General features: G+C 73.1%; 4 protein-coding genes. All 4 read left to right on the top strand.

Features of this window, described 5'->3' with window-relative positions:
• Positions 1-1534: hypothetical protein (locus SACHA_RS22045; protein WP_019810591.1), on the top strand; the 1534-nt coding region annotated here is incomplete at its 5' end.
• 19 nt (positions 1535-1553) lie between these two features.
• The gene (gene zwf, locus SACHA_RS0113380; RefSeq protein ID WP_019810590.1) at positions 1554-3101 is read left to right on the top strand and encodes a glucose-6-phosphate dehydrogenase; all 1548 of its coding nucleotides are present in this window, start codon (positions 1554-1556) and stop codon (positions 3099-3101) included.
• Positions 3098-4123: a glucose-6-phosphate dehydrogenase assembly protein OpcA gene (opcA, locus tag SACHA_RS0113375; protein ID WP_051110227.1), complete on the top strand. Its 1026-nt coding sequence runs from the start codon at positions 3098-3100 to the stop codon at positions 4121-4123. Before zwf ends, opcA begins: the two co-directional genes overlap by 4 nt.
• Positions 4124-4155: 32 nt before the next feature.
• The coding region (locus tag SACHA_RS22040) for a 6-phosphogluconolactonase (RefSeq protein ID WP_019810587.1) at positions 4156-4602 on the top strand (447 nt) is incomplete at its 3' end.

Below are 4602 nucleotides of genomic sequence, written 5' to 3'. Positions count from 1 at the left end.
GGGCAGGCTGGCCGCGCAGGACCCGACGCTGTGGGGGCCGGACGCCGAGGCCGAGGCGTCGGTCCGGCTGGCGTGGACGGCGCTGCACCGCGGCTCGCGGCCGCTGATCGGCGAGATCGAGCAGCTGCGCACCGAGTTGCGGTCGGAAGGGTTCGACCGGATCGTGCTCGCCGGGATGGGCGGCTCCTCGCTCGCCCCCGAGGTGATCACCCGCACCGAGGGGGTCCGGCTCACGGTGGTGGACACGACCGACCCCGACCAGGTCGCCGACGCCCTGGCCGGCGAGCTGGACCGCACGGTGCTGGTGGTCTCGTCCAAGTCCGGCACGACGGTGGAGACCGACAGTCACCGCCGCATCTTCGAGCGGGCGTTCACCGAGGCGGGTGTCGATCCGGCACGCCGGATCGTCGTCGTGACCGATCCGGGCTCCCCGCTGGCCGAACTGGGGGCCGAACAGGGGTACCGCCGGGTGTTCACCGCCGACCCGGACGTCGGTGGCCGGTACTCGGCGTTGAGCGCGTTCGGGCTCGTGCCCGCCGGGCTCGCGGGTGCCGACGTGGCCCGGCTGCTCGACCAGGCGGCACTGGTGGCCGACCGGTTCGCGGCCGACTCGCCGGAGAACCCGGCGCTGGTGCTGGCCTCCGCGCTGGCCGCCGCGCACGCGGACGGGGCGGAGAAGGTGGTGCTGGCCGACACCGGCTCCGGCCTCGCGGGCTTCGGTGACTGGGCGGAGCAGCTGATCGCCGAGTCCACCGGCAAACAGGGCACCGGCCTGCTCCCCGTGGTGGTCGAGGGGGCCGACGCGCCCGGCTTCGCCGACGCGGGCGCCGACGCCACCCCGGTGACCGTCGGCGGAGGCGTGGACGCCGCGCGGGTGGTGACCTCCGGACCACTGGGGGCCCAGTTCCTGCTGTGGCAGTACGCGATCGCCGTCGCGGGCAGACTGCTCGGCATCGACCCGTTCGACCAGCCCGACGTGGAGGCCGCGAAGAAGGCCGCACGGGCGTTGCTGGACACCTCCGCGCAGACGGGCGAATCCGCCGAACCCGACGCGGTGTTCGGCCCGGTGGAGGTGTCCGCGAGCGGGGTGCCCGGGTCCTCCCCCGACACCGACACGCTCGCGGCGGTGCTGCGCCGGTTCGTGGACACCGCGGACGGGGACGGCTACCTCGCGGTGCAGGCCTACCTGGACCGGCTGGACGACGCCTCGGCCGAACTACTGCGCGCCGAACTCGCCCGCCGCACCGGACTGCAGACCACGTTCGGCTGGGGGCCGCGCTTCCTGCACTCCACCGGCCAGTACCACAAGGGCGGCCACCCGAACGGCATCTTCCTCCAGCTCACCGGCGCGGTCACCGACGACCTCGCCGTGCCGGACCGGCCCTACACTCTGGGGACCCTGCAGCGGGCCCAAGCGCTCGGGGACGGCCAGGTGCTGGTCGAGCACGGCAGACCGGTGCTGCGCCTGCACCTGACCGACCGCGCGGCGGGACTGGCCGAGGTCGTCCGTGCCGTGCAGGAACTCCGGCGATGAACAGGCGGGAGCGCACCCGATGACGGCGCATCCGGCGACGCGGACGTGGACCAACCCGCTCCGGGATCCCCTCGACAAGCGGCTACCGAGGATCGCGGGGCCGTCCAGTCTGGTGATCTTCGGCGTGACCGGGGACCTCTCCCGGAAGAAGCTGATGCCGGCGATCTACGACCTCGCGCACCGGGGCCTGCTGCCCCCGGGGTTCTCGCTGATCGGGTTCGCCCGCCGGGAGTGGGCGGAGGAGGACTTCGGGCAGCAGGTGCACGACGCGGTGGCCGAGCACGCGCGGACGCCGTTCCGGGAGTCGGTGTGGAACCGGCTGGCCGAGGGCATCCGGTTCGTCCAGGGCAGTTTCGACGACGACGACGCCTTCGACCGGCTCGCCGAGACCGTGCACACCCTCGCCGAGGAGCGGGGAACCGGGGGCAACACCGCGTTCTACCTGTCCATCCCACCGTGGGCGTTCCCGACGGTGACCAAGCAGCTCGCCCGGTGTGGGCTGGCCTCGTCGGACGAGGACGCGTGGCGCCGGGTGGTCATCGAGAAGCCGTTCGGGCACGATCTGGACAGCGCCCGCGAACTCAACGCCGTGGTCAACGACGTCTTCCCCGAGGAGTCGGTCTTCCGCATCGACCATTACCTCGGCAAGGAGACCGTGCAGAACATCATGGCGCTGCGCTTCGCCAACCAGATGTTCGAACCACTGTGGAACGCGCACTACGTCGACCACGTGCAGATCACGATGGCCGAGGACATCGGGCTGAACGGCCGCGCGGGATACTACGAGGGCATCGGAGCCGCACGGGATGTCATCCAGAACCACCTGCTCCAGTTGCTGGCGCTGACGGCGATGGAGGAGCCCGTGTCCTTCGAACCGACGGCGCTGCGTGCGGAGAAGGTGAAGGTGCTCGGCGCGACGACGGCGGTGGGCCCGTTCGACGAGACCACGGCGCGGGGCCAGTACACCGGAGGGTGGCAGGGCGGCACGAAGGTGCCGGGACTGCTGCAGGAGCAGGGCTTCTCGAAGGACTCGACCACCGAGACCTACGCCGCGGTGACCCTGGAGGTGCGCAACCGGCGCTGGGGCGGGGTGCCGTTCTACGTGCGCACCGGCAAGCGGCTGGGCCGCCGGGTCACCGAGGTGGCGGTGGTGTTCAAGCGGGCTCCGCACCTGCCGTTCGATTTCACCGCCACCGAGGAGCTCGGGGAGAACGCGCTGGTGATCCGGGTGCAGCCGGACGAGGGCGTGACGATGCGGTTCGGCTCGAAGGTCCCGGGCACGACGATGGAGGTCCGCGACGTCACGATGGACTTCGGCTACGGGCACTCGTTCACCGAGAGTTCGCCGGAGGCCTACGAACGGCTCATCCTGGACGTCCTGCTGGGCGAGCCGTCGCTGTTCCCCGGCAACGAGGAGGTCGAGCTGTCCTGGCGGATCCTCGACCCCGTCCTGGACTACTGGGCCCGGCAGGGCGGCGCCCCCGAGCCGTACGAACCGGGCTCGTGGGGGCCACCCTCGGCCCGGGCGATGCTGGCCCGCACCGGCAGGCACTGGAGGCGCCCGTGATCATCGATCTGCCGTCGACGACGACGTCCCAGCTGAACAGGAAGATCGTCGAGATCCGGGAACGCGGCGGTGCGGTGGCGCTGGGCCGGGTGCTCACGCTGGTGATCGCCGCGGAGGACGACGAGCAGCTCGAGGCGTCCATCGACGCCGCGAACGAGGCCAGCCGCGAGCACCCCTCGCGGGTGATCGTGGTCGCCAAGGGTGCGCGCACGGCCGCACCCCGAATCGACGGGCAGATCCGGGTCGGCGGTGACGCCGGCGCGAGCGACGTCATCGTGCTGCGCCTGTACGGCCCGCTGGCCAACCAGGGGCGCAGCGCCGTGGTCCCGCTCCTGCTCCCGGACACCCCGATCGTGACCTGGTGGCCGGGGCGGGCACCGGCCGCCCCCGCGGGTGACCAGCTCGGTCAACTGGCGCAGCGCCGGATCACCGACTCGGCCGCCCAGACGAACCCGATCCGGGCCATCCGCGCCCGGAGCCGCACCTACAGCGAGGGGGACACCGACCTCGCCTGGGCCCGGCTGACGCACTGGCGGGCCCAGCTCGTGTCGGCGCTGGACCTTCCGCCCTACGAACCGGTCACCAGCGCGTCGGTGACCGGCGAGGCCGACTCCCCGTCCACGGAGCTGCTCGCCGGGTGGCTGGCCGAGTACCTGCGGGTCCCGGTCCGGCGGGTCAAGACCACCGAGGCGGAGGGCATCGTGTCGGTGTCGCTGGACCGGCCGTCCGGCCCGATCGAGCTGCACCGTCCGGACGGCAGGACGGGCACCCTGACCCAGCCGTCCCAGCCTCCCCGCCGGGTGGGGCTGCAGCGCAGGACCACCCGCGACTGTCTGATCGAGGAACTGCGCAACCTCGACCCGGACGAGGTCTACGAGGCGGCGCTGCGCGGCCTCGGCAAGCTCTCCCCCGGTCGGAGCCGGCGTGAGAAGGGCGCGACCGGGGCGGGCGGGACCGGGGCCGGGGAGTCCGGCACCTCCGCCGCGGACCCCTCCGGCGGGCGCGCCACGAAGCGACGCTGACGACCGACAACCACCGGGAGAGAGGGCGGAACATGTCCACCGACGGAGGGTTTCCCCGTCCGGGCTCCGGCGACGGGGCCACCACCGACGTCGTCGTCCACCCCGATCCGGACGTGCTGGCCGCCGCCTGCGCCGCCCGGCTGGTCACGGCGCTGGCCGATGCGCAGTCCCGGCGCGGCAGGGCGTCGCTCGTGCTCACCGGCGGGGGTACCGGCATCGCCGTGCTGGAGCAGGTGCGGGACAGTCCCGCACGGGAGGCGGTGGACTGGTCGCGGGTCGAGTTCTTCTGGGGCGACGAGCGCTTCGTGCCCGCCGACGACCCGGAGCGCAACGAGAAGCAGGCCCGCGAGGCGCTGCTCGACCACGTGCCGGTCGACGAGAGCCGGGTCCATCCCATGCCGCCCTCCGACGGCGAGTTCGGGGCCGATCCGGACGCGGCGGCCGCGGCGTACGCGGCCGTCCTGGCCGCCGCCACGCCC

It is taken from the genome of Saccharomonospora halophila 8, assembly GCF_000383775.1.
Lineage (GTDB): Bacteria > Actinomycetota > Actinomycetes > Mycobacteriales > Pseudonocardiaceae > Saccharomonospora > Saccharomonospora halophila.
The sequence above is the reverse complement of the archived record's forward strand: the minus strand, read 5'-3'. Positions and strand labels throughout refer to the sequence as shown.